The following is a 24,200-nucleotide window of genomic DNA, read 5'->3' as shown; positions in this document are numbered from 1 at the left end:
GTACCCTGGGGCCATGACGGCGGTGGACGCGAATCCCTCCTCGGCACGGCGTGCCCCCGCAGCTTCAGGCTGCCGCGACGGGGCACGCCCGGGTTTCGATGCGCAGACGTGGCGCCTGAGGTTATCGGGGGTCCGGCCCTCTGACCGGCTCCTCGGATGGTTAGGTCCGTTGATGGCGGCGGTCATCGGCGGATTCTTGAGGTTCTGGGAGCTAGGGCGGATCAACACGCTCATCTTCGACGAAACGTATTACGTCAAAGAGGGCTACTCGATGATGTTGTACGGCGTCGAGCTCCGGGACAACCAGGTCAACAAGGAAAACGTCCTGTGGAACGCCGGGACGTTCGATCCGTCCAAGATCTTCCTCAGCCACGACGGCGATTTCGTGGTGCACCCCCCCGTCGGGAAGTGGGTCATCGGTGCCGGCGAGTGGCTCTTCGGGATCAACAACCCGTTTGGCTGGCGATTCGCCGTCGCAGTGATGGGCACCCTGTCAATCCTGATGCTGGGTCGCGCCGCACGCCGACTGTTCGGGTCGACGTACCTGGCCACCTGCGCCGCGTTGCTGTTGGCATTCGACGGGATGCACCTGACGATGAGCCGGATCGGGATCCTCGATCTAATCGTGATGTTCTTCGCCCTGGCGGCGTTTTGCGCGCTGCTCATCGACCGGGATCGCACCCGGGACCGGCTAGCGGTGGCCGTCGCCGGTGGCGCGGATCTGGACGGTCTCGGCCCGTGGACCGGATGGCGGCCGTGGCGGTGGGTGGCCGCGGTGTGCCTGGGATTGTGCATCGGCACGAAATGGTCAGGGCTGTGGTTCTTGGCGGTGTTCGGATTGATGACAGTGGCCTGGGACCTCGGGGCGCGCCGATCGATCCGGGTGAAGCACTGGGTAGCAGGGACTTTCCTGCGTGACGCAGTCCCCGCGGGATTCCTGATGGTCGGGACATCACTCGTGGTGTACATCGCGAGCTGGACGGGCTGGTTCCTCAGCAACGACGGCTGGGGGCGGCATTGGGCACAAACCAACCCGCCCCAGACTGCCTTGGGCGGCCTGGTCCCAGACGCGTTGCGCTCATTGTGGTACTACGAACAACAGGTGTGGGCGTTCAATGTGGGGCTGTCACAACCCCACACCTACCAATCCAACCCCTGGTCGTGGATCGTGATGGGTCGCCCGACCAGCTTTTACTACGAAAGCCCCAAGCTCGGCGAGCAAGGATGCGCCGTCGCCCAGTGCAGCAAAGCGATCACCAACATCGGCACCATCCCCATCTGGTGGGCTGCCGCCATCGCCATCCCGATCGTGTTTTTCTGTTGGGCACTGCGTCGTGACTGGCGGGCCGGAGCGGTGCTGGCAGGATTGTTTGCGGGGTGGTTCCCGTGGTTCCTGTTCCAGGAGCGTACGATCTACGCGTTCTACGCGGTGGCATTCGTGCCATGGATCGTGTTGGCCGTGGTGTATGTGCTGGGGCTGATCGTCGGTCGCATCGATGCCTCAGTACGACGCCGCCGATGGGGGGTGGCCCTGTCCGGCAGTTATGTGGTGCTCACTGCGGTGTTCTTCGTGCTGTGGTGGCCAATCTGGACCGCGCAGGTGATCCCCTACGAACAGTGGCAATGGCACATGTGGTTCCCGTCATGGATCTGAGAGAAACCTCAATCACCTGCGGGTCCGTTGCCGCAGAGCGACCATCCCCAACATCACGAGCGCGCCGAGAGCAATGACCAGCACGAGCACGGCCTGAACAGCTCGGCGCTCGCCATCAAGCCACGCCCAGATCCCGATCAGGGCCATCAAGACGAGACCGACCAGCGCAGGCAGCATGATGAGGGCGACACCGCCGGGGCGCCGACCTGCGGTCAGTGTGGGGGGACGATGGCGAGTCGGCTGGGTCGCGCCAGGCCAGCTCGCACCGGCGGGTCCTGTTTTCTGGCCAGGCCAGGATGGCACCTCGGGAGCGACAGATCGTCGCCCGTGTGCACCGGGCCAGGAGTCCGGCGGCGGTGGTGAGGGCAGGTCCGCTGATGACAGGGCCACGTGTTCCAGTGTTCCATGCAGGGCTAGCCCGATCGGGGATCTGCGCAGGGCGATCGCGAGGCATCGGGCGCCGTGAGTGTGGAAGCCCACCAGCCCGACCGATGGCACCACGGGCTGGGATCTGACGGCCCAGGAATGAATCGTGGGCCCCGAGAACTCGGGGCCCACAGATGATTTTCGGCGTACACAGGACGACACCTGCGGAGGACCATATCACGTGCCCCCTACTGACCGGTTGGCCTTTCGCCGAGCGGCGGACCTGCAGGGACGTCCGGGTCGCTCGGACAGCAGCGAGACAAAAAAATCCGGCCCCATCATGACGATGAGCCCGGATTGAAAGAGGTGGTGGAGCTGAGGGGACTCGAACCCCTGACCCCCTCGTTGCGAACGAGGTGCGCTACCAGCTGCGCTACAGCCCCTTGGTGCGAGTGACACCTTAGCATCCAGCGTGGGATCCACCGAAATCCCTGGCTGGAGAGCCCTCGTCAGCGAAGAACCATCCTCCCACCATGCATCCGACGTCAGCTGCCCACTGCGCGGGCTGGCGGAGGCAAGAAGTCCTCCGAGGGGTCGTCCTCAATGTCGATGGGCACCGGCACCGGCAGGTCACTGTGCGCAGCCCGGGCCTTGACGGCGTACGTCGGTCGAGGCACGGGGGCGGGCTGCCAGCTGTCCTCACGGACGAGGGGATCGTCGGCTCCGACTCCTACCGGGACCGGCACGGTGACATCGGCAGGATCCGAAGGGGAAAGACCTGACTCGCTCTGACGTGGCGGGGCGTCGTAGGCGGCGACATCAAAAGGCACCTGCTCGCGCGGCACAGTGCGAGGACGCGCGGTGGGGGCGGTCCGCGGCTGAGGACGCCATTGGGTCATGGGGGCGGTGGTGACGCTCGGATGGGAGGCAGTCCGGGCAGCTTCGACGCGCAGGCGAGCCGCGGCCATCCGCTGCTGTTGAGCGCGGCGAGTCTGTGCCGCCAGACGATCTTGGCGCACCCAGGTGAAGAGGGCGACGGTGATGACAGCGCAACTCAGTGGCACGTTCCATGGCGCATTGCCGAGGACCGCAGCCAGCGCGGTGGCCAGGCTGGCGCCAGCGAACCCCAAGAGCGTGACACCGCGAGCGCGGCTAAGCGTGATGACGCGCCGTCGCGCGGGATCGCTGGGTGCTGCGCCGGGGACGGCGGTGGTGGGTGTCTCGGTGGTGATGGTGTCGGTGTGGTGGCCGTACGGCGTCTGGTGGTCCTGGTGGGAGTGTCCGTGGACGATCTCGTTGAGTTCGTCGCTGGCGCCTATGTCGGCGGCTTCGACGGTGGCATTTTGGGGGCGGGTCGCGGCAGCGGCGGGGGTTGGTGCCGCGGCGTAGGCCTGGCCTTGTTCGCCGTTCATGGCACCGGCAGCTAGGAGGGAAGTGCGGGTCGCCCCGGAGGAAGAGTGCAGCACGGATCGCGGCACGGAGGAGACGCTTCGACGCTCTAGGACGCGCATCTGCGCCGAGAACCGGTCCACTGACCGGGAAGCGGACGAGTGGTCTTTGCGGCGCAACACGTCCAGGAGCCAATAGGCCGCCCATATCAGGAGGACGACCACCAGGATGACACTGCTCGGGGACACGAAGATCACGTTACGGCCTCGATATCGAGCAACGCCGGTGACACACCGTTTTCTCAGCGAATTTACTTACAACTGTGTGTTTTCCGACGTCATGACGGGGAAGGCGCTCTGGAAGGTCCAGATTAACGTTCCAGAGCTGCCCGAAGGTTCCATCGGTGCACGAGAGATTCACCGTCGAGGTCTTCGACGGTGAGGGCGAACTCGTGATGGTCGCGCCATTGGCCGTCGACGTAGAGCGCCGCGCGTCTGATGCCTTCATCGCGGAAACCGAGTTTGCGGACCATCCGCACACTCGGGGCATTGTCGACGCGCACGTCCACAGCCACCCGGTGCAGGCCCAGTCCGACGAAGGCGTGATCGACGGCGGCAGCGAGCGCAGTGGGTGCGATGCCTTGTCCTGCCATCTGGTGATCTATCCAGTATCCAGCTCGGGCACTGCGGGATGCGCCCCAGAGCATCTGGCTCAGGTGCATCTGGCCGATGAGGCGGCCGTCGTATTCGATGACGAAGGGCTGGGCTCGGCCTGCTCGACCTTCCCGGTCGAGGTGACGGACCAGTTGGGAGAAGGACATACGGCGGGTGGGCAGTGGTGAGCTCGCTTCCCAGGGGCGCAGCCAGTCAGCGTTCGCCGCGCGGAGTGCTTCCCAGGCGCGCCGGTCCCGGGTGGTCAGTGCGCGCAGCACTAGCCCAGGGCGGTGAGCTGTCGCCCGGACGTGCACGGTGCTGGGCCATATACCGCTCAATGATCGCCGCCACGGACTTGGTCGAGCAGGTGGGCGAGGATCGGTTCAAGGGCGCGCAGTCCGTCTTTGACTCCGCCGGTGGATCCGGGAAGGTTGACCACGACGGTGCGGCCGGCGATGCCGGCGATGCCTCGGGAGAGTACGGCGGTGGGCACGCCGTTGTCGGCGCCGATGCGCCGGATCGCGTCAGCCAGTCCGGGGATCTGCCGGTCCACGAGCGCAGCGGTGTATTCCGGAGTGCGGTCGGTCGGGGACAGACCGGTGCCGCCGCTGGTCAGCACCAGATCGACCTCATCGTTGAGGGCAGCACGCAGGGCCTGGCCGACGGGTTCGCCATCGACGACCACGATCGCGTCGGGGCAGTCCATGCCCCAGTCCCGCAGTTGGCGCACCGCGAGGGCGCCGCTGCGGTCGGCGTAAACTCCGGCGGCTGCGCGGGTGGAGGCGACCACGACACGTGCCCGGCGTCCTTGGCATCCGAGTTGATGGTCCTGCGATTCAGTGTCGGTCATGATTCGCTCCAATCTCCGGAGCGGCCACCGGATTTGGCGACGACCCGGACGTCGGTGATCCGGGCGTGTCGGTCGACGGCCTTGACCATGTCAATCACGGTCAAGGCGGCCACGGTGACGCAGGTCAACGCTTCCATTTCGATGCCGGTGCGGTCGGCGGTGCGGCAGGTGGCTCGGAGGTGCACGCCGTCGTCCTGCACCTCAAGGTCCACTTCGACGCCGTGGACGCCGATGGGGTGGGCGAGCGGGATCAGATCGGGGCAGCGTTTGGCGGCTTGAATCCCCGCGATTCGAGCGACGGCGAGTGCGTCGCCTTTGGGGACGGCGCCGTGACGCAGCGCGGTGACTGCCGCGGCGTCGAGAAGGACGGTGCCGACGGCGGTGGCGCTGCGGGCGGTGATCTGTTTGGCAGTGACGTCGACCATGTGGGCTGTCCCGTCCGGCCTGACGTGGGTGAGGTCGGTTCGAGGCTCGGTCATGCTGGTCCGCCTTGTTCCTCGCGGGCGTCCTCCACGGGGCCGATGGGGAGGCATGGCAGCACATCACCGACGCAGACCTCGGTGACATCGGCAGGGACGACTGCCAATGCGTTGGCTTCGGCGAGTCCTCCCAGGATGTGACTTCCCTGGGCGCCCGCCAGCCGCACCTGGTGGCGAGTGGGGGTGCGGGTCAGATAGACCCGGGCGTATTGCACCTTCCCTGCGGGTGAGGTCCATCCATCAGTGACGGTGGCCCTGACGAGTTCTCCCTCACGGGCAGACCGGCCTGCCATGACCCGCAACGCCGGGGCGACAAACGCTTCGAAGGAGACCAGGGCGCTGACCGGGTTGCCGGGCAGGGTGAAGACAGGGGTGTCGTCACGGCCGATGGTGCCGAAGCCTTGAGGTTTGCCCGGTTGCATCGCGACCTGGTCGAAGTGAACCGTGCCCAGCCGGGATAGTCCTTCCTTGACCACGTCAAAAGCTCCCATTGACACTCCCCCGGTGGTGATGATCGCGTCGGCCCGCACCAGTTGGGACTGCAACGTGCGTAGGAAAGTCTCCGCGTCATCGGCGACACCGCTGACTCGGTAGGGCAGGGCGCCGAGTTCGCGGACCGCGGCGACCAGCATCAGCGAATTGCTGTCGACGACCTGTCCCAGGCCGGGCAGTATTCCTGGCTCGACGAGTTCGTCGCCGGTGCTGATCACCACCACTCGCGGCGGCGGGATGACCACGACGTCACCGTGGCCAGCGGCGGCAATCACAGCAAGCTGGCGTGGCCCGAGCCGGGTGCCGCAGCGGGCCACAATATCGCCGCGCCGTACGTCGTCGCCGGTACGGCGGATGTGTCGGCCAGGCAGCGGCTCGTCCCTGATGGCGACGACGTCGACTCCGCCGTCGGTATCTTCTACCGGGACGATGGCCTCGGCACCATCGGGAACGGGCGCCCCGGTCATGATGCGATAGGTCCGGCCGGGGGGCAAGGTGATGCGGCGGGTGTCGCCGGCAGCGATGTCACCGACGACATCGAGATAGACGGGGTGTTCCCGGTCGGCTCCCATCACCTCCTCCTGCCCCACCGCATACCCGTCCATCGCGGAATTGTCGAAGCCAGGCAGATCCACCAGAGCTTCGATGTCTTCGGCGAGCACACACCCTTGTGCGTCGAGCAGTCGAAGCCTGCTGGGGCGCAGCGGTTCGACGCTGGCCAGGATGCGTTCCAGGTGTTGCTCGACGCTGATCACCGTGTCACCTCCAGCTGGAGGGGAGAGATGGCGGGAAGACAGGTGCGGGACGACATGTCTGCACCTTATCGGCGCGGGCAGACTGGACCAGTGAGCGACGAACGTGACACTGCTGATTCCCTTGCTGTGGACATCATGGACGCCAAACGAGTGGCGCGGCGGGAGGTGCGCTCCCAGCGCCGGGTCCGAGCCGCGCTGCCACCGGACTCCCCCGCCCGACTCCAGGAGGCGCAAGCCGTGGCAGAGACCATGGCTCAGTTGGTGCAGGCGTTGCAGGATGCCGGACGGGTACGGCGAGTGGAGACGGTCACGTCGTACGTGTCGATGCCGGGGGAGCCGCCGACCACCGCCTTGCATGAGCGCTGGCACGCAGCGGGAGTGCGCATCATGGTGCCAGTGGTGCTACCTGACTTGGACCTCGAATGGACGTGGTGGCCTGCCGAGGAGGTTGATCCGCCTTTGTTGGGAGTCGGTGCTATCGCGGATGCCGACATGGTGATGGTCCCGGCGTTACGGATCGACCGGCGCGGGATGCGGTTGGGGCAGGGCGGCGGGTGTTATGACCGGGCGTTGACTCGTCGTTCTCCTGACGCGCCGGTCATCGCGCTCGTTGACGACGATGCTCTGGTCGATGAAGTCCCCACAGACGCTCATGACCTGCCGGTGCAGGCGGTCGTCCGACCCACCGCTGGATGGACGTTCCTGCCAGAGCAGGCAGCTGTTTGTCAGAATAAGTGAGCCGACTGCACGTCCATCGTCGAAGGAGACGGATCTGTCGACCCTGGAAAGTGTCACCGTGTGGGACTTGGGGGTCTGGTTGCTTGTCGGCGCTGCCGTCGTAGTCGTCGCGGTTGCTGCGGTGCGCCTGTCGACCCGGACCGGGCTGCCCTCCTTGCTGATCTACCTGCTGATCGGAGTGGCCCTGGGCGGCGAAGGCTTCGGCGTGCAATTCGAATCGATGGCGTTGACCAGGGTATTGGGATATCTCGCGTTGGCGTTGATCCTTGCCGAAGGCGGCCTGACCACTGATTGGGACGAGATCCGTGCGTCCGTGGCGCCAGCTGCGTTGTTATCGACCGTCGGCGTGGCCTTGTCCGTGTTAGTTGTCGGCGCAGCTGCCCATCTGATTTTGAGAATCGATGCGCCGGTGGCCTTGCTCCTGGGCGCGATTCTGGCGTCCACCGACGCCGCAGCTGTGTTTTCTGTGTTGCGGTCGTTGCCGCTGCCACATCGACTGACCGGGATCTTGGAGGCGGAGTCCGGTTTCAACGACGCCCCGGTGGTTCTCGTGGTGGTGGCCTTGTCCGAGCAAGCCTCCGGTGGCGCCGGGCAGTGGAGCGTGGGGACGGTCGCTCTGCTGATTGGATCGATCGTGATGGAGCTGGTCGGCGGCGTGGTCATCGGCGCAGTGGTGGGGTGGTGCGGCGCGCAAGTGATGAGCAGGATCGTCGCCGGGCATGCCGGGCTATTTCCCCTCGGGGTGTTGGCGTGGGTGATGGTGGCTTACGGCGCGGCATCGGTGGCCCACACCTCCGGGTTCATCGCCGTGTACGTCGCGGGTTTGTTGCTCGGCAACATGGCGTTGCCGCACCGACTGGCAGTGCGGGGTTTCGCGCAGGCGACTGGATGGCTGGCCCAAATCGGGTTGTTCGTGATGTTGGGGTTGCTGGTCACACCGTCACATCTGGTGCACCAGTTGGTTCCAGCGGTGGTTTTAGGGCTGGTGCTCTTGCTGGTGGCCAGGCCGACGTCGGTCTTCGTTTCCTGCTGGGGATCCGGTCTGACCTGGCGCGATCAAGTGTTCTTGTCCTGGGCTGGCTTGCGCGGGGCCGTGCCGATCGTCCTAGCGACGGTGCCTTTCATCTCTGGGGTACGCGGCGTGAATTGGCTCTTTGACCTGGTCTTTGTGCTGGTAGTGGTGTTTACGGTGGTGCAAGGGCCGACGCTGCCCTGGGTGGCCCGATGGTTGCGGGTGACCGTCACGGAGCGGACCACTGCGTTGGAGGTCGACGCCGTTCCGTTGGAGGAGGTGGGTGCCGACTTGTTGCAGGTCCGTATCGGTGAGCATTCCCATCTGCATGGGACCGAAGTGTTTGAACTGCGGCTCCCAGTGGGCGCGCAGGTCGCGTTGATCGTGCGTGATCAGCAAGCACTGGTCCCCACACCGACGACGGTGTTGCGTCATCGGGATCAGTTGTTGATCGTGGCGGCTCCTGGCACCCGGCGTCAGGCGGAGTGGCAGTTGCATGCCATTGATGCCCGGGGTCGTCTCGCAGGGTGGCTACCCCAGCAGGGCAGGTGTCCTGATCACCAGCAGCTTTCAGGGCGTGACCTGCACCGCGGCACAAGCCCTGGGTGAGCCGACGGTAGAATTGTCCAGGAACCCCGACCACCCCACGGAGATGCTGCATGCCCACGTATGCCTACGCCTGCACCGAGTGCGAGCACCAATTTGAAGTGCGCCAGTCGTTCTCCGACGACGCTCTCACCGATTGCCCCGAATGCACCGGGCGGCTACGCAAGCTGTTCAACGCGGTCGGCGTGGTCTTCAAGGGTTCGGGTTTCTACCGCACCGACTCTCGGTCAGGGGGGTCAATCCCGGCCAGTTCGACGTCATCCACGTCATCAGACAGCAGCTCCACCACGTCGGGAAGCAGCACGACCTCGTCCGGCTCATCCGCCTCAAGCAGCGCCTCGGCTGGCACCACTGCGGCGTCCTGAGCTGACCTCGTCCACACCCTCAAGGCGTCGATGAGGTCGTCCACATCTGCGGTCCGCGCAGACAGTGGCACCGACGTACCGCTGCCTAGCCTGCCGCCATGAGCCGCCCTTCGTTCTTGTCGTTGCCCACTGCCCACCGCGCATCAAGCACCGCCCGAACGTCGCCCAGTCAGCTTCGGCGCCGCCCGCCAGGACGGGCCGCGATATGGCGTCGACTGGTGTTACGGCGGACTCTGGCTGGCATCTGCTTGTCGGTGGCGTGCTGGATCGCGTTGGGACCGCTGACAACTGACCCGTCATCTTCCGGGACGCGCGTGGTCGTGGCCGGAGCCGATCTCCCGTTGGGGCACGTCCTCACTGAACAGGATCTGACGATGCGGATGCTGCCGGCAGGTGCGGCGCCCTCCCGCGCAGTGCGGGATCTTCGGGCTGCCGTCGGTCAAAGCCTCACCGCAGCGGTGAGCCAGAGTGAAGTCCTCACCGAACCACGGATTACCGCTGGGGCTGCCCTGACCGGGATGACACCGTCAACGCGGGTCGTCCATCTCCCCCTTCTTGACACCGCCTCGTTACACCGTTTAGGCGCTGGCCATCACGTGGATGTCATCGCCGTCGCCACCGGCACTGTGGTCGCCTCAGATGTGGTGGTCGTTGACGTGGACCGGCCTTCTTCCACCTCCCTTGTCGCGGAGAGCGGCACCACTCGAGGGCTCTCTGTAGCGGTTCCAGCCGACCGAGTCGGGCCGTTAACCTCAGCCGCGCTATCCGCTGGAAATGCATCTCGTGGCGGCGTACACATTGTTTCCCGTCACCCTTGATTCCGGTGGGATCACCCGCTGACGCGCACCAGTCAGCGCTCACAACGCCCACTTTCAGGCACGACAAGACCGACGACCGCAGCATGACGTCAACCCCCGGTACGATCTACGCGGTCGTGCCGCACCGCACAATGAGGTGGAATTCCGGGTCAGCGGACGATCACTACTCCCCCTCTCCCCAGAACAGGACAATCATGCTCAAGGGATTCAAGGACTTCATTCTGCGCGGCAACGTCGTCGAACTGGCCATCGCGGTCGTCGTCGGTGGTGCTTTCCAGAAAGTCGTCGACAGCTTCGTGACCGCCATCATCACGCCGCTGCTGAACGCCATGCCCGGAGCAAAGGTTGAAGGGTGGGGATTCCAGCTCGTCGCAGGTAAACCCAACACCCTGATCAACTTCTCCACCATCATCAACTCAGTCATCGTGTTTGTGATGACTGCCGCCGTCGTCTACTTCGTGTTTGTCGTCCCGATGAACAAACTCTCCGAACGGCGTAAAGCCGGCGTTGAGCCGGAGCCGAAGGCTCCCTCCGAAGAGGTCTTGCTGCTGCAGGAGATCCGCGACGCCCTGCGCGCCCGCAACTGATCACCACGCGACGCGAGCGCCCGCGCAGCCACTGCGCACACCCAGCGGAGGGGTCCCATCTGACCACAGTGGGACCCCTTCGCCATGTCCACGCAATGCAGACCCGTTCATCCCCAATGCGGAGGTCGCTGCTCCACGATCCACCGGTCCCTCGCGTCCAACGCAGGCTCCCCCGACGACGTCCCCGCCGTGGGAGATGGCTCATCTCCTCGGTCACCATCAGCGGGTCGATCGTCGTACGTCGGGTCGAGCTGCGGACACACCCCCGGCATATCCGAGGTGACTACCCGGCGGCGCCCTACCCGGCGTACCGGAGGACGACTCGCCGAAGCAGAGTCCACCACAGCATTTGACGGTTCCTCACGAGCAGCATCATTCACGCACTCATTGTCCCCGCACCACCTGACCGGCCGCCCGACCTTCCCGCCAGGGGTCAGGACAGCTCCCGACGAGCCGTCTCCACGATCCGGCCGACATCCCGGGCCGGATCACGGAAGAGCTCCGTGCTGGACACCCGCACCGTCCGCCAGCCTCGCCTGGCGAGCTGTTCCGGCATGAGACGTTCTCGTTCTCGCACCGTCGGCACCGCCGCATGACGGACCCCATCAGTGAGGACCGCCACTGACAAACATCCCGGGTCGTAGGGATCCTCCACCACCAGATCCAGCCGACACGCGCCGACGCCGTATCCGTGCCGCACGACCAGACCTTCTTGACGCAACCGCGCACAGACCTCCGCAAGCAGCGGCTGCACCGGCTCCTCATCCCCCACTGAGCCGTCTGCTTCTGCATGACGCAACAACTGCGCCAACCGGGCCACCCCCACCGAGACATCCGCCATCCGACCCAGATCGGCAGCGGTCAACGCACTGACGATCTCCAACCGACGTCGCGCAATCACCGCCACCTGATCGATCAACGCCGCCCCATCGGCACGCTGCAATCGCTCCGGCGACCTCAGGTGCATCCCAGGTCCCGGCGCCAACCCCGTGGCAAAAATCACCGTATGCCGGGTCCGACCGGCAGCGGCATCCACCGTGCACACCAGCAGACGCTCATCGAAGTCCTCGGCGAGCATCGCTGCCCCCGCGGCTTTCTCATCACGGCTCAGCGCGTGTCTGATCTCCTGCCCGAGCGCGTCTGCCTGCGCCGCCGTGACCGTCAACACCGCCAGCGAGGTGTCTGGCCGCCGTCTGGCGTGGTCGAGGACAGCCTCGACGATCCGCGTGTTTTCCCGGCTCTCAGCTTCGCCGTCCTGATCGACTGACGAAATCACCGCGCAGGTGCGCAACAGTCGCAACGCCGGACCGCGTCCCGCCACCGGCCACGCCTGGACCGTGTCCTCCCGCTGCTGCCACGCAAAGCCGCCGATACGCGGATCCCGGTCGTCGTAGGCCCGCGGAAGATGCCGCACTGGAAGGTGTCTGGCCAACTCTTCCAGCACCGAGGGGACACCCGAGGGTGGTTCGTCCTCCTCCGCTGAAGCCAACGTACGGAACGGACGCGGACCCACACCACACAAGTCGCCACCAGCGACCACACGCACCGCCCTGGCCAGCGCGGACACCGCATGCGCCACGGGCATCCGACCAGCATCATCGATGATGACCACGTCAAAGACCAGATGGGTGGGCACCATGGAGGCCAACGTCAACGGGCTCATCACCCAGATCGGGGCGACGGCGGCCACCAATTCACCCGTCTCCGCGAGCAAGGTCCGGGTCGGCCGTGGTGGTTTGACCGACCGTGCCGCTTCGCGCAACGCAGCCACCTGGTCACCACGAGTCGTGATCTCCACTCGCGCGTGGGCCTGGGCGCGGGCCGCTACCTGACGGGCGCGGCGCTGCAACAGGCTGTGATCGGCACGGACATAGCGATCAACAAGGTCACGCAGCGCCCCGCCGTCATGCGACCGGTACGTCGTATCGTCCTCAGCGACGACCTCCAGGATCGAACGCCACCAGACGAACTCGACTTCAGCGGGGACCTGATCGGCAGGCACTCTGCGGGCGGCAAGATCGTCGAGAAGTTCGCCCAGCCCTCGGCCGGTCAATGCGTCCAATCTGTCCCGGACTTTGGGCAGCACCCCGGCACGACGCGGCGACGCCGCCAACAACGCCAGCCGTTCTCGCGTCGCGTCCAATCCTCGATCCAGCAGGCTAGCGCCGTCCCGAGTCCCGGCGAGCACCTCATCGAGCCACCGCAGGTCATAGTGCAAAGCTGCCCACCGTGCCGCGGCAGCGTCGTACCCTCGCGGCAGGCGCGGCTCAGCATCCGCTCCTGCCAAGCTCACCCAGTCTTCACGTTGCCGCTCAGCTTCACACAACGCCTCATACAACGAGTCGACCTGCGCGTGCGGCAACAGCAGCGACCGAGCGGTCTTTTTGGCTCCGTTGCGGGACCACCACCGTGCCCCGGAAATCGAACTCGGATCGGTCGCCGCAATCAACGGACGCAACGGTTGGGCGAAGACCGACTCCCGGAAGGTGCCCAACGTTTCACGGACCGCTTCACATAAGACGAAAGCTGTCTCCCAATCCGACGCCGAATGCGCCGCTGGTAACCCAGCGTCGGCAAGAGCGGCGTCCAAAGCGCGCTGATCTGCTGACAACCGCCCGCCAGAAAGCTCTCTGACCAGTTCCAGCGCCCGACGTACGTCGGTATCCGTGTGCAGGCTGGCGCCCCACCACGGGTCTTCATCGTCAGCATGAGATCCCCGGCTGGAGGACGCGGTCTCCACGGTGAGGCGAGATCGGCCGTGATCAACCAGCCAGGCACCGGCTTGGGCCAGCGAGCTGAGCTCCGCGCCGACCCGAGCTACTTCCACATGGGTCAGCCCGGTCAACGCCTCCCGGGTGAGACGCACCTGTGACGTCGGAACGACCTCTCGGGCCGCCAAAGCCGCCAAAGCTGTCTGGGCCTCGACGATGGTCACGCCCCACGGATCCCGCCGAATGTGCATGCTCTCCACATGCGTCGACAGCAGTTCCCGCAGGTCGCTCAAGTGCCGCTCAGCGACGTGACCGCCAGAGCCACTAAACGGGGCAGGCCAGCCGAAAGCATCGGCGCCCATCCGTTGGTTCGTTGGTCGCGCACACGAGTCGACGCGACCCGCCGAGGAAGGCGCTGTCGTTGAGTCACCTGCACTGCTGGAGATCTCTGCGGCAGCTACTGGTGCGGGATCGGGGGCTGCGTGCAGGGCCTCCGTGTCCGGTGAGGGCGGGTCGATGCGGGCCAGGATGTCCCCAGGGAGGGTGTGCCGCAGCTCGTGTGGGTCCCGGGCATCCAGGACCAGATCGGACAATCCGGCTCGTTCGAGGTGGCCGATCAGATCGCCGAGTTGACGGGAATTCTCACTGATCACCAAGACCCGCTGGTCCGACCCGACGAGAGCAGCTGCGATGTTGACCAAAGTCTGCGTCAACCCGGTGCCGCTGGCTGCGTCGATGAGGACGTGGCGGCCGCTGCGAGCGACGTCGATGACATCGGCCTGTGCCGGGTCCGCATCGACGACGAGAACTTCACGGGCCAGGTCGGGTTCACCACGGCGGCGCGAACTCTCGGATAGACCGCCATCACCATCAGCACGCAACGCCTGCGCGGCAGCGGGATCTCCGGCTAAGGCTGCGATGACATCGTTACCGCTCAGCCGGTCCGCGAACGCCGCCAGGTCAGCGACCATCGACATTTTACTCATCGGGAAAGTCGACAAAACCCGCCGGTCAGAGATGGTGAACTCAGGGACGTGCAGCAGCAGCCGCCGCATTTCTCGATACACCGGCAGCGGGTCGAATCGTCCGGTGGAGTGGGCCAGATCGGCCAGGGCGTCCCCGTCAAGGCGGATCCCCTGCTCCGAGACGAGGTAATGCAGCAGGACCGGGTTGATCTCCACTCGTTCCTGCAGTTGCAACTCCAGATCAGTCTCGGCAGCGTCCACCGCGTGCAGACGCACCGTGCGCAACATGATCGGGGCTTGCGGACGGCGCCGCGCACCGGGGATCTCCCAGGTGGCCATACCTACACAGACGTGCGCCGTGTCTAGGCCGTGGTCCTCATGCAGTTCGAGGGCTTTCGCGCGGATCCGATGCGCCGTAGCTAAGGCCTCCCGGAATGCTGCCGCCTCCCGGACCAGATGTGACAGGCGCACTCGCGTGCCAGCCATCAGCATGGACGCCCCCGTGGGGTGGGCGTTGGTCAGGTCGAGGGTCCCATCAGGGGTGTCTCGGTACCACAGCAGGGCGTTGGGGCCTCCGGCATGGGCGAGTTCTCCTCGCCAGCGACGCAGGGCCGCACCGACTCGTTCGCTGCGTGACAACGTGGCGCCTGGTTCATAACCCAGATCGTCATGCGGTTCGAGGATGGCGGTACGTCGGGCGCTGCGGGTCGGGTAGCGCTGCGCGATAGGTCGGGTGGGAATCTCCGGGCGGATCGGCGTGGACGTCGAGGTGGCGTCCAGAGCTGGGGGGACCGCCGGGGAGGACGACGTCTCTGTGGGGTACGGCGACGTTGAGACCGGCGACGCCGCCGCGTCGTGCTGCGGTATCGGATCGGGAACGACAGTCAGTGTTGCTGACGTGGATGGACTTCCCTCCTGGTCAGTGACGACCGGCGGGTCAGTGCTGGCGCAAGGACCAGACGTGACGGAGGGTTCAGTGGGTTCGATGACGCGGCTCAGGTCGGCCGCGAGGGGAGACGCGGTGCTGATGGGAGCGCTGTCTTTCTCCCCGTCGTCACTGGTCAAATGACCCGTGCGGCTCTGGTCGCAGGTCGAAAGATCTGCTGCGACCGGAGTGTCTGACATGGACTCGCAGGGGGCATTCGGCGAGGGCGACCGGGGCGTCGTCGGGCTGGGCGGCTTCGCCGTACCGATGTCGGCGGGCGTGGCCGTCGTAGGGAAAGTGATCGGAGAACTGGGGGTGGGGCTGTCCTGCAGTGGAAGCACAGCGGTGAACTGCTCTTCCGGCTTCTCGGAAGTCTTGGGGGACAGCGTATCCGGCGGGACCACCGTGACGCACGGGGATGATGACAGTCCGTCAGGCTCGGCCAAACCGGACGGATCAGCAGTCGGAAGGGGGGCATCAACAGCGGTGTTTGGCACGTCGGATTGATCCGTGTCGGGCCGGATCGAATCATCGACCGCGCCGGGCTCGGCGACGTCAGGCACCACATCGCCAGTGATCACCGGGGCAGTGTCCTCGTCATGGCGACGCGGCGTCGGCCCCGAGGAGCGGTTGCCACGCGACGTCGTCCGGCGGCGCGCAGTATCACTTCCGCGCCCTGAAGGAGGCTGGGGAGGAGTCGGCGTCACTCCCACAGGCTACGTGCCGCGGCGACCGAAGAGCCGTAAGGGCGACCGGAGTCGGCGGGTCGTCCAGTACGACGTCATCGCAGGTGACCGGTGGACCACACCAGGCGACCCGAGAGGAGCCCTCGAGCGACGACCCAGCGTCCGCCGTACGACCTGTGAGCACTCCCCCGCGAACCGTGACCAGGCACCCCACTGTCCATGAGAGGATGTCGACGTGCCCGCGCTACGTGGGTCACGCCCTCGTAGCTCAGGGGATAGAGCACCGCTCTCCTAAAGCGGGTGTCGCGCGTTCGAATCGCGCCGGGGGCACCGAACATCACCGCAGCTCACGGCCACTTTTGGTCAGCGGTCGACGCCGACCCGAGGGCCCCGACCGGACCGTGGCGGCACGTTTGTGACACCCACGCATCGAGCGCACACCCAACCGGGTCGAGGCCATCGAGCAACAACCCGGCGTAGATGTCGAGCGTCATCGCCGCCGACGCGTGGCCGAGCATCTGCTGAACGACCTTGACGTTCGCGCCGACCGGCTCAGCACAGCCCGCATCCTGGGGCGCGACGACGTGTACCTCTAGCCCGACACAGCTCAGGACCGACAGTCCCTGACCGCCGCACAATCCGAACTGGTCACCCTCTACCCCAACCGCGGCGCCGTCCCCCACGACATGTGGTTCTCCCTGGCCCGCAACGCCCGAGAGTCGATCGACGTCCTCGCCTTCGCCGCCAGCTTCCACCTGCGCCGAATCACCGGCCACCACCGTGACCCTGTCAGATGATGCTGCCTTCCCACGACACCGGCGAGAGGTTCACCGGCACGATCGGAAGAATGAAGCAGTTGTCGAAGATGGGTCATCGACATACCCCTGGACAGCCCTGACTCGCGGGACCGGCAACTAAGAAAAGCTGGCTAACACCCGATTACAAGCGGGCCTCCTTCTGGCTGCCCGCTTCGCGATAAGCAAACCTGCGAGGAAAAAAGAGCACCGCCGCAACTCCAAGCGCAAGCGCCAATGTAGAGGCTGCACACATCGTCATACCCACCCCGAAAACACTCATCACGAGGGGGACGCCGAGGTAACCCACAGGCCCAACCCCTTCACTCATCACATATTCCAATGAAAAAACGGCTGGTATGAGCACTTCCGGGACTTCACGCTGAACCCGGGTGGCCCAATGCACGCCGCCGACGCTCAGTCCAACTCCAGACACGGCAGACATGAGCGTGACACTCCATAAAGGCGCCGAAGTTGCGACCATCAGAACGAGCAATAGAAGCGGCAACAGGGAGGTGATACAGACCCTCCCTGTGCTGGCTTTATACATCACAGCGACTAGGCCCCCAATAACAACCCCTCCAGAAACGAAAGCCTGCATAACTCCCCACGCCCACAGGGAGTCATAGTTCTGACGGAGTAACACCGGAATCCCCACGAGGTAGCAGGACCAACCCAGTACGTGCCAGATCGCAGAGTAGAAAATAACCACCAGCATTCCCGGGCATCTCCTGAGGTATCCCCAACTAGACGAGAAGGGATTCCCAACTTCCCCGCTCAAACCATCGGCTCTCCTACCACTCGGCAGTTGCGTTTGACACAACATCCCCAGGAACATCAAGGCTGCCACTCCAAACCAAGCCGCCGACCGGCCCCCATCACCCGACGCCGTCACTGGCACAGCGATTAGTGGGCCCGCGACGCCAGCTAAACCAAATACAGTCGATTTGACCCCATTCGCCTCTTGCAGCTTCCCTTCCGGCACAATGCTGGGCAAGTACGACCCAATCGCGCCATACAACATGGCTGCCACCAGCTCAAGACAGAAGGTCACAAGTACATAAACGAAGTAACTAACTCCCCTCGTTAGTTCCAGGAGACCTACCGTCAGGCATCCTCCCACCCACACAACGCAAGATGCTTGGAAAAGCGCCCGCTGATCGAACCGACGCAGTACTGCAGGGCTGGCTATGGCACCCAATATGGCGGGCAGTGCTCCGATGCCGAGCACCACCCCTAACTCACCAGGGCCACCCCCCTGACTTACCACTGACACTGCCAGCAAAGCAGGAAGCCCCGAAATGGCAATCGTGTATACACCACGAGAAACGAGAAAGAGCCGAAAATTCCTATCCATGAGAACCGAATTGCGCAACTTCATGAGTATCCCACCTCGCCTGAGCAAACATGCGTTCCACTTGTCCATTCAGCGCTGCCGCCAACGAACGACACTGGCTGTCGAGTTCGACGAATACCAAGCCATGCGGCCCTCCTCGGGCAGCGTATAACCCATACCTAGACGGTGGCGACGCCGGATTTACCCATATGTCATTCTTAGACCCACCCTCATGCACTCCGAGCTGCTCTGCCCAAATCATCTTATCCAGGAGCACGCGGACGTACCCAGGATCAACTAGCCCATTATCTCCTCCATGCGACACAAAGGGCACACCCCTGGCTCGCAACTCATCAGCAATGAGAGCCCACCAGTACCGATTGACCTGGACGGTGCCAGGACGCCACGCTCTTAGTAGCCCGGCGGGGACCACGGGGCGACCTATCGCAGCCCCCCAACAAGTTCAACTCCCGAAGTCTCACAACGCCAAACAGCGCCAGCCCAACTGTCTCGCCGCCGCACTCCGTGGTAACTACTAGGCTCTTCGTGAGCGCGGCTCGAAAACGGCTGAATAAGTGCAGGCCCTAAGGAACAACAGAGTGCTCTCCCATTCGCGGAAAGGCCACGCTCTGGAACAGATATTCCGCCTCCGGCGCGCTCACGTCCGTACCCGATCGGAAACGTAACGACAGCCCATTCGCTCGCATGACTTGCACAGGACGGATCCCTCGGTCACCGCTACGCCCTTAGCTGGAAATACCTCAAGCCCTGCCTAGACACCCCGGCATCGAAGCACGGACGGTTGCTCCTTGTACAACTCATCTTCCGCTTCGACGAAAACATCCTCGTCAATTGCCACTCCTATGGCACCCCGACATCGCGGTCTGCCGTTCTCCACCTACGCCTAAGTACTGGCGGGCGCCACTTCTCGCACTACCTGCAGGGATTCGAGCAGACTTGTGACACTGCAGGAACCTCCGAAGCTCCACTACAAAGAACCTCTTCATGATCAAGAGCCTGCTCCAGCGGATGACCGCTCCGCCAAAAAATTCGAAGCTGACCCTGGTTGGACGGATCAGGACGGCGCCTCATCACATACAAGGGCCCACTGGACTTAGACCTTCTATGCAGGCATGCATCAAGTGCCCCCAAAATCGCTTCACGAACTCCAGCGCGCACCCGTCGACATCGAGGCAGGCAACAACCACCCATCATCAACACGCCGTAAGTTCCCGACATCACCTTTTCTACTGAACTGCCGAGCCATTAGCTTAGGGCGTTATTCACGAGCGATTAGAAGTCGGACGACCCGTCCGTTGCAAGGGCCTGTGACCTGCAGGTTTCCTGACTCTCCTCAAGGGGGTGAAACCCTCGTGAATAACGCCCTTACATCCCAGCGATTCCTCCCGGAGCGAAACGCCCGAAAAGCGCCAACAACAAGAGAATGAGTACAGCTGGCGCAAGAGCCGCTGCCCACACAGCATAAATGTCATACCCAAACGAATCGACAGTCCAACCGAACACAGGATCCAGCAACAAGAACATCGCCTCGTCAACCATGGCCAATGACGACAAGGCCGTCGCCCGCCACCGGCTAGGAATACTCCTATTAATCACCGGAGAAGCTACAGTATAGAACCCGGCACTACAGCAGGTGATTATGAAGTAGAAAACAGACCCTACCGGCCATGACCCTGCCCCGGGCGCTACGCCGAAAGTAGAGAGTCCCCCGAGCGCCGACCACACCAAAACACTTCGCTCGCTGAACCGATTTACGAGCAGGGGAGCGACGCGTGACCCGCAGTACCCCCCAAGGCTACCTACAGCCAGCGCCAAACCAAGGGCGCTCGACTCCGCTCCAAGGGATTGAAGGAAGGGCGCCACATAAACAGAAAAGTTGCTAACCCCCACAGTTAGGAGACTGCTAGCTAGGCACATTCCACCAAATGCTCGAAGATATCTTCCCCTCTTCAACTCCCCCCACACGCGACCGCGCGCTGACCCCGAGCCGTCCCCCTCCCCTTTTGCTGCCACGGCGGGATCTTTCACAGCGGACAGAAGAAGGAGGCCAACGAAGCAGAGCGCAATCGAAACAATCAAGGGAAGAATATCCAGCAAACCGAACAATGGAGGTGCAACAAGTTTGGCTGCAAAACTCGCCAGGTAGGAGTTCGAACGATATTGAGAGGTAACCTTAAGGAAAGAACCCTCTTCCCCGGAAGATTCTAGACAATTGTATATCAGAGCAGTGTCAGCACCAGAAATGAGCGCCGCACCGACGCAGAAGATGAGCTCTGCCCCCAGAGCATGAAGGAGCTCGGTCGAGCCGATTAGCGCCAGTATGCCCAGGCCCGACACGCTAACTCCGCACAGAAGGGACCTCCGCAATCCGTAGCGGTCGCCCATCCATCCGGCTGGCACCTCCGCAAGGACCGTAACGAGTGATCCGAACGAATTCACCAACGCGATTTCAAAGAAGCTGAATCCCCGCCCCTGTAGAAACAACACGAAAATTACAGGAAGCAGTGAGGCTGATGACACAACTTTGAAAGCGACAAGAAGCTTGACCGATCGGTTCATGCCGCTAGATGAAGACAACCCTCTAGCGATCCATCGCATGCCTACAGGAGGCATCGGGGATCCGCTTCACCAATCAGCTCGCCAGTCGCATGCAGGACGACCGCTGCACACCCTCCGTTGCAAGCTTCAAGCAACCCGCACCCGTGACACTTGTCTGCCTTGGTCATAGCGGTGCGCAAGTGCGCAGCCACCTTAGAACCATTCCAGACATCACTCCAGCCCGATTCAAAGACATTCCCCAAACGGGTTTCTGGAGCGGTCAAGACGGCGCATGCGTAAGCGTCCCCTGAAGGGTGGATCTCCATCCGCGTCTTCCCTGCGTCACATCCGAAATAAAGCTTCTGGTAAGCGGTTAGGTCTTTGATCTCAGAAATCTCGGGGTACGCCGTATACGTCAGGCAACCCTCTGGCCGGAAGGTAAAGCAGTAACCTCGCTGATCGATGTACTCCCGCAGAGACTCAGCGACGTTACGAAACTCCCGAAAGGAGTCATGGTGAACTAGGTCAAATCTATATGCGATGGAAAGAGCCTCGCATTCACTCTTATCGCAGAAGTCAGCGAGATCACGAAGCTGAGCGGAACTCTGTCCGCTATATACAGCATTAATGCGCGACTTTCGCCCCCCTGCGAGCAGCCGAGAAATAAGGCTTGTCGTGCGTTTAATCCTGAAGTTCCTCCCCATATACCGGACATTGAAATCATCCAAGGACTGCAGGGAAAAACATGGCACAAGATTGCCGCACGAGATTACCGCCTCCTCAAGCTCCTTACTCCATGACTGCCCATTGGAGGTGAGTCCCATCTTTGGGAAAAGCCCATTCAATCCGTCCAGGAGTGGAACAATCTCTCCGTACTGCATGGGCTCACCGCCCAGGACACTGAGAGAGTAAGTCCCTGCCGCTGCTAGCGACTCAAGCGTTAGCAGCCACGTGGCAGCGGAAACCTCCGAGCGTTTAGAACCCTGCGACATTGGCTCAGCAGCGAAGCAGAAATCACAAGACAACTGACAGCGAAGAGTAGGATAGATGGAAACCTCGGCGGGAGCACAAAGATAGCCAGGAGGCAGATCGAGCCACAGCCGACTCACGTCAATGTCCCCCAATGGCACGGATGGCAATGGCGCACCGTGAGTGGATTGGTCGACAATGAATCCAGACTGCTCATAAGCCTCGAGGTCTGGCTGGAAGTGGACACCGAAATTGCCTAACATGAGGGATTCGGCCTGGTCGGGCCAGACTCCCTCACGAACTAACGACAAGAAGATATAGTCCCATTTAGAAATTTCGAAGATTTCATTATTGGACTTTCGAATCAATAGTCCGCCAAAGTATTCCTGTCGGAACGCGAAGTCATCCGCCGCAAAAGTGAACATTATTATTCCTGTCCCGATCGAATCGGTAAGGTCCTGCGCGCTGCAACTGGAGCAGATCAAACCCGGCATCGGAGCACGGTGACGACGCCTGCATAAAGAAGGCGCCGTCACCGGCCCCCGACGGGCGGCAGATCGGATTAGCAGTTCCACTCCGCTGAGCGATCCGCTTACTACTCCTTCAAGGACGCACCGTTGCTGTCTCTAGACAGCTCACTTCCAGCCATCTCTTAGTTATGGACGAGTTGAAGAGCACGCCCCCAGCCAGCAGTGATGCGGCATGGTTGCTCGTGTTCGTCACCTGAGAAGTAACCTTCATGAATCCCGCCCCCTTCCACCCTGCAGAGAGCAGCGCGGCCCGATGTAGCGCCACCAATAGCAGAGCCTAGGGCTGCTTGGTCATTGCTGCCCGCAGTTTTACGAAGGTTGCCAGGAGACGCCGTCACTTGTGCGGAAGGTGGCGTGTCGACCGTACGGGTGTGTGGTGGGAAGACCATGGCCTCAAGCGAATGGCGGCAGATGGGCCGCCGTCGCTGCCTGAAGCACGCGCTGCCAAATCTGTCTGGCTCCAAGACAGGAGCGAACGACGTCACCGAACGGTCGAGTTCTGCCTCCCCTCGCCACCGCGACCAGTTACCGCTCCTACGAGCTAACCGTCAGGCACCCCACAAACTCTGGCCCACTCTGAACAGCTCTCCCCTCCTCTCCCCTCGCGCCACCCGCTCCTCTTCACCACATCTGCGCAGAGCCTCCCGCCGAGCTCTCGTGCGCACGGTGCCTGACAGGCCCTGAGAGCGGATGTCAGGTACGGTCGAGACGTGGCCCGCATCGACCACATCGACGACCCCAACGCCCCCGCGATCAACAGCGTCGTCCCCTCCGTTGTCGCGATCGTTCGCGACGATGAGGGGCGCATCCTCCTAATCCACAAGACCGACAACAAGAAGTGGGCACTCCCCGGCGCCGACCAAGAACCCGGCGAGTCGATCACCCAGACCGTCGTCCGCGAGGTCAAGGAAGAGACGGGCTACGACATCGACGTCGAAACCTCCACCGGCACTTACACCAACCCACACCACGTCATGGCCTACGACAACGGCGAGGTGCGCCAGCAGTTCTCGCCCGCCTTCCGCGCCAGGCACATTGGCGGCAGTCGTGCCACCAGCGACGATGCCCTAGCAGACGGCGGGCCATTCCTCCGGTAGCCCCAATCGCCTCTTCGCCTTCGCTGACGACGCCAGTAGGAACGACGTAGATCGCGTGACGGCCTCATACGCCGGATCACGTCCTCGTAGCGACTGAGCATCTCGACGATGCGTCGCGAGTCCAACACAGCCGTGCAGTCTGGGTCGGTCGCCAAGTCCACCATCGTCAACGCGTCCAGTTCCACCTGCTCCGGTAGGGCAAAGCAGTTCAAGTCGTCGATCAACCCCCGCTGCTCGGCCTCGAACCCCGCACCCGTATGCCAGGCAACCAGGCGCACGATTTCATCGTCGATGCCCAAGCGTTGGAGGTGCCGCGCCCCGTCGAGCGGATGGAACCCCATCTCCCGGATCGCAGAATGTCCAACACCCGTTACGCGGCAAAAAGCAGCGTCGACGACTCGCCTCCTTCTTATCTACCCCTACCTTTATTGCAGTGTCATATGTGTAAATTTCATGTATCTCCAGGGGTGGACCCTAGAGGGGCAATACCCATGTAGGTAGTGCGGCCCAATGCAGACCTATCATGGGTCGCGAATGGGTCAATTATTGCCTGCACGGTCATCGTCATCGTCATCGTACTGCAGATTCCGCTATCTAAGGGCGCGAGGATACTGGTGAAGGGGAAATCCTATTCGCGTGGAGCCTCGCAGGGTGCATTGATGGCGCCGTCTCCAGTCCAGCGGGGTTGGCTCGTTGATGATTTAGGGTTATCCAGCTGAGCATGTTGGGGTATAATTTTAGTGGTAACCTTAGGGCGTTATTCACGAGGCGTTAGCGACCCACCCCCTACACTCCGGGAAACAATCGATACACACCTGTCGCCATACACATATATAAAAACATCGGCCGCTTTGAGATCATTGG

19 protein-coding genes, 2 tRNA genes and 1 pseudogene are annotated in these 24,200 nt (G+C 63.2%); 8 read left to right on the top strand and 14 right to left on the bottom strand.

The genetic code is table 11. The features are described from left to right. Positions 1-13 precede the first annotated feature (13 nt). On the top strand, positions 14-1,654 hold the full coding sequence (locus KEM60_RS08655) for a dolichyl-phosphate-mannose--protein mannosyltransferase (RefSeq protein ID WP_219107133.1): 1,641 nt from the start codon (positions 14-16) through the stop codon (positions 1,652-1,654). Between the two features lie 12 nt (positions 1,655-1,666). On the opposite strand, the gene KEM60_RS08650 is transcribed toward KEM60_RS08655, so the two are convergent. The 7 genes from KEM60_RS08650 to glp all read right to left on the bottom strand — a co-directional run bounded on the left by KEM60_RS08650 (position 1,667) and on the right by glp (position 6,638). Continuing rightward, the gene (locus tag KEM60_RS08650; protein ID WP_219107132.1) at positions 1,667-2,044 is read right to left on the bottom strand and encodes a hypothetical protein; all 378 of its coding nucleotides are present in this window, start codon (positions 2,042-2,044) and stop codon (positions 1,667-1,669) included. A 343-nt stretch (positions 2,045-2,387) separates the two neighbouring features. Further along, positions 2,388-2,463: transfer RNA gene (locus KEM60_RS08645), tRNA-Ala, on the bottom strand. A 102-nt stretch (positions 2,464-2,565) separates the two neighbouring features. Then, positions 2,566-3,657, bottom strand: coding sequence for a hypothetical protein (locus KEM60_RS08640; protein ID WP_219107131.1), 1,092 nt, complete (start codon positions 3,655-3,657; stop codon positions 2,566-2,568). A gap of 122 nt (positions 3,658-3,779) precedes the next feature. Beyond that, complete coding sequence (locus tag KEM60_RS08635; RefSeq protein ID WP_255574408.1) at positions 3,780-4,340, bottom strand: GNAT family N-acetyltransferase; 561 nt, start codon at positions 4,338-4,340, stop codon at positions 3,780-3,782. Between the two features lie 56 nt (positions 4,341-4,396). Then, positions 4,397-4,912 carry a molybdenum cofactor biosynthesis protein B gene (locus KEM60_RS08630; RefSeq protein ID WP_219107129.1) on the bottom strand — a complete coding sequence of 172 codons (516 nt, stop codon included), beginning with the start codon at positions 4,910-4,912 and terminating at the stop codon, positions 4,397-4,399. Continuing rightward, the gene (gene moaC, locus KEM60_RS08625; RefSeq protein WP_219107128.1) at positions 4,909-5,391 is read right to left on the bottom strand and encodes a cyclic pyranopterin monophosphate synthase MoaC; all 483 of its coding nucleotides are present in this window, start codon (positions 5,389-5,391) and stop codon (positions 4,909-4,911) included. The genes KEM60_RS08630 and moaC overlap by 4 nt, the downstream gene beginning before the upstream one ends. Next, the gene (gene glp / locus KEM60_RS08620) at positions 5,388-6,638 is read right to left on the bottom strand and encodes a gephyrin-like molybdotransferase Glp (protein ID WP_219107127.1); all 1,251 of its coding nucleotides are present in this window, start codon (positions 6,636-6,638) and stop codon (positions 5,388-5,390) included. Before glp ends, moaC begins: the two co-directional genes overlap by 4 nt. A gap of 90 nt (positions 6,639-6,728) precedes the next feature. Here glp and KEM60_RS08615 point away from each other — a divergent pair, with 90 nt between their 5' ends. The 3 genes and pseudogenes from KEM60_RS08615 to KEM60_RS16920 all read left to right on the top strand — a co-directional run. Next, positions 6,729-7,376 carry a 5-formyltetrahydrofolate cyclo-ligase gene (locus KEM60_RS08615; RefSeq protein WP_219107126.1) on the top strand — a complete coding sequence of 216 codons (648 nt, stop codon included), beginning with the start codon at positions 6,729-6,731 and terminating at the stop codon, positions 7,374-7,376. Between the two features lie 58 nt (positions 7,377-7,434). Then, positions 7,435-8,997, top strand: a complete 1,563-nt coding sequence (locus KEM60_RS08610; protein WP_255574407.1) for a potassium/proton antiporter — start codon at positions 7,435-7,437, stop codon at positions 8,995-8,997. Between the two features lie 50 nt (positions 8,998-9,047). Continuing rightward, a pseudogene (locus tag KEM60_RS16920) lies at positions 9,048-9,188 on the top strand (FmdB family zinc ribbon protein); the annotation flags it as partial. A gap of 14 nt (positions 9,189-9,202) precedes the next feature. Here KEM60_RS16920 and KEM60_RS16915 read toward each other — a convergent pair. Continuing rightward, positions 9,203-9,430 carry a hypothetical protein gene (locus KEM60_RS16915; protein WP_370626355.1) on the bottom strand — a complete coding sequence of 76 codons (228 nt, stop codon included), beginning with the start codon at positions 9,428-9,430 and terminating at the stop codon, positions 9,203-9,205. A gap of 27 nt (positions 9,431-9,457) precedes the next feature. Here KEM60_RS16915 and KEM60_RS08600 point away from each other — a divergent pair, with 27 nt between their 5' ends. Then, positions 9,458-10,177, top strand: a complete 720-nt coding sequence (locus KEM60_RS08600; RefSeq protein ID WP_219107124.1) for an SAF domain-containing protein — start codon at positions 9,458-9,460, stop codon at positions 10,175-10,177. A gap of 194 nt (positions 10,178-10,371) precedes the next feature. Beyond that, positions 10,372-10,764, top strand: coding sequence for a large conductance mechanosensitive channel protein MscL (mscL, locus tag KEM60_RS08595; RefSeq protein ID WP_219107123.1), 393 nt, complete (start codon positions 10,372-10,374; stop codon positions 10,762-10,764). A gap of 107 nt (positions 10,765-10,871) precedes the next feature. On the opposite strand, the gene KEM60_RS08590 is transcribed toward mscL, so the two are convergent. Beyond that, on the bottom strand, positions 10,872-11,144 hold the full coding sequence (locus tag KEM60_RS08590; protein ID WP_219107122.1) for a hypothetical protein: 273 nt from the start codon (positions 11,142-11,144) through the stop codon (positions 10,872-10,874). Positions 11,145-11,197: 53 nt separating this feature from the next. Continuing rightward, positions 11,198-16,072 (bottom strand): hypothetical protein, encoded by a 4,875-nt coding sequence (locus KEM60_RS08585; RefSeq protein ID WP_219107121.1) that lies wholly within the window; start codon positions 16,070-16,072, stop codon positions 11,198-11,200. 236 nt (positions 16,073-16,308) lie between these two features. Between KEM60_RS08585 and KEM60_RS08580 the strand changes: the two genes are divergently transcribed. Continuing rightward, positions 16,309-16,381, top strand: a tRNA-Arg gene (locus tag KEM60_RS08580). Positions 16,382-16,398: 17 nt separating this feature from the next. Here KEM60_RS08580 and KEM60_RS16910 read toward each other — a convergent pair. From KEM60_RS16910 to KEM60_RS08560, 4 genes are all read right to left on the bottom strand, one after another. Beyond that, a complete protein-coding gene (locus tag KEM60_RS16910; RefSeq protein ID WP_370626336.1) occupies positions 16,399-16,827 on the bottom strand; it encodes a hypothetical protein in 429 nt (142 codons plus the stop codon). A gap of 163 nt (positions 16,828-16,990) precedes the next feature. Beyond that, positions 16,991-18,202: an MFS transporter gene (locus KEM60_RS08570; protein ID WP_255574503.1), complete on the bottom strand. Its 1,212-nt coding sequence runs from the start codon at positions 18,200-18,202 to the stop codon at positions 16,991-16,993. Between the two features lie 1,365 nt (positions 18,203-19,567). Next, positions 19,568-20,761: an MFS transporter gene (locus KEM60_RS16905; protein ID WP_370626335.1), complete on the bottom strand. Its 1,194-nt coding sequence runs from the start codon at positions 20,759-20,761 to the stop codon at positions 19,568-19,570. A gap of 41 nt (positions 20,762-20,802) precedes the next feature. Continuing rightward, the gene (locus KEM60_RS08560) at positions 20,803-22,203 is read right to left on the bottom strand and encodes a radical SAM/SPASM domain-containing protein (protein ID WP_219107118.1); all 1,401 of its coding nucleotides are present in this window, start codon (positions 22,201-22,203) and stop codon (positions 20,803-20,805) included. Positions 22,204-22,949: 746 nt separating this feature from the next. Here KEM60_RS08560 and KEM60_RS08555 point away from each other — a divergent pair. Further along, complete coding sequence (locus KEM60_RS08555; protein WP_219107117.1) at positions 22,950-23,336, top strand: NUDIX domain-containing protein; 387 nt, start codon at positions 22,950-22,952, stop codon at positions 23,334-23,336. Positions 23,337-24,200: the final 864 nt, after the last annotated feature.

The organism is Austwickia sp. TVS 96-490-7B (assembly GCF_019331795.1).
In the GTDB taxonomy this organism is placed as follows: domain Bacteria; phylum Actinomycetota; class Actinomycetes; order Actinomycetales; family Dermatophilaceae; genus Austwickia.
The sequence above is the reverse complement of the archived record's forward strand: the minus strand, read 5'-3'. Positions and strand labels throughout refer to the sequence as shown.